Source organism: Polaribacter sp. BAL334 (assembly GCF_015767435.1).
In the GTDB taxonomy this organism is placed as follows: Bacteria; Bacteroidota; Bacteroidia; order Flavobacteriales; family Flavobacteriaceae; genus Polaribacter.
Genome location: NZ_JADWOV010000046.1, coordinates 1 through 423 on the forward strand (window position 1 = coordinate 1; position 423 = coordinate 423).

Genomic DNA, 423 nt, shown 5'->3' on the forward strand with positions numbered 1-423 from the left:
CAATATGGCGCTCGTTTTAGTAATTTTTTACGTTTAGGTCAAGATGAATTAAATGTATATGCAAACAATCAGCCAGTAGTTTACAATGAACAATTTAAAAAATACGAATCTGCGGTTGCAACAGGAGTTGAAAATTTTAAAAGAAGTGATATCATTAGCAATTTCAGCAATTTTGAACCCCGTTTTTCACTGTCTTATGTATTGAATGATAGCGAATCCATCAAAGCAAGTTATAACAGAATGGCTCAATATTTACACTTGCTTTCTAACACTGCATCTCCAACTCCATTGGATGTTTGGGCGCCAAGTGGCAGATATATCAGACCTCAATTATTAGATCAATTTGCAATTGGTTATTTTAAAACTATCAAAAACGGAGCGTATTCTTTAGAAACAGAAGCATTTTACAAAGACATTCAAAAC

1 pseudogene is annotated in these 423 nt (G+C 33.1%); it reads left to right on the forward strand.

The window, feature by feature from the left end:
* Positions 1-423: pseudogene (locus IU405_RS00250) on the forward strand (hypothetical protein); the annotation flags it as partial.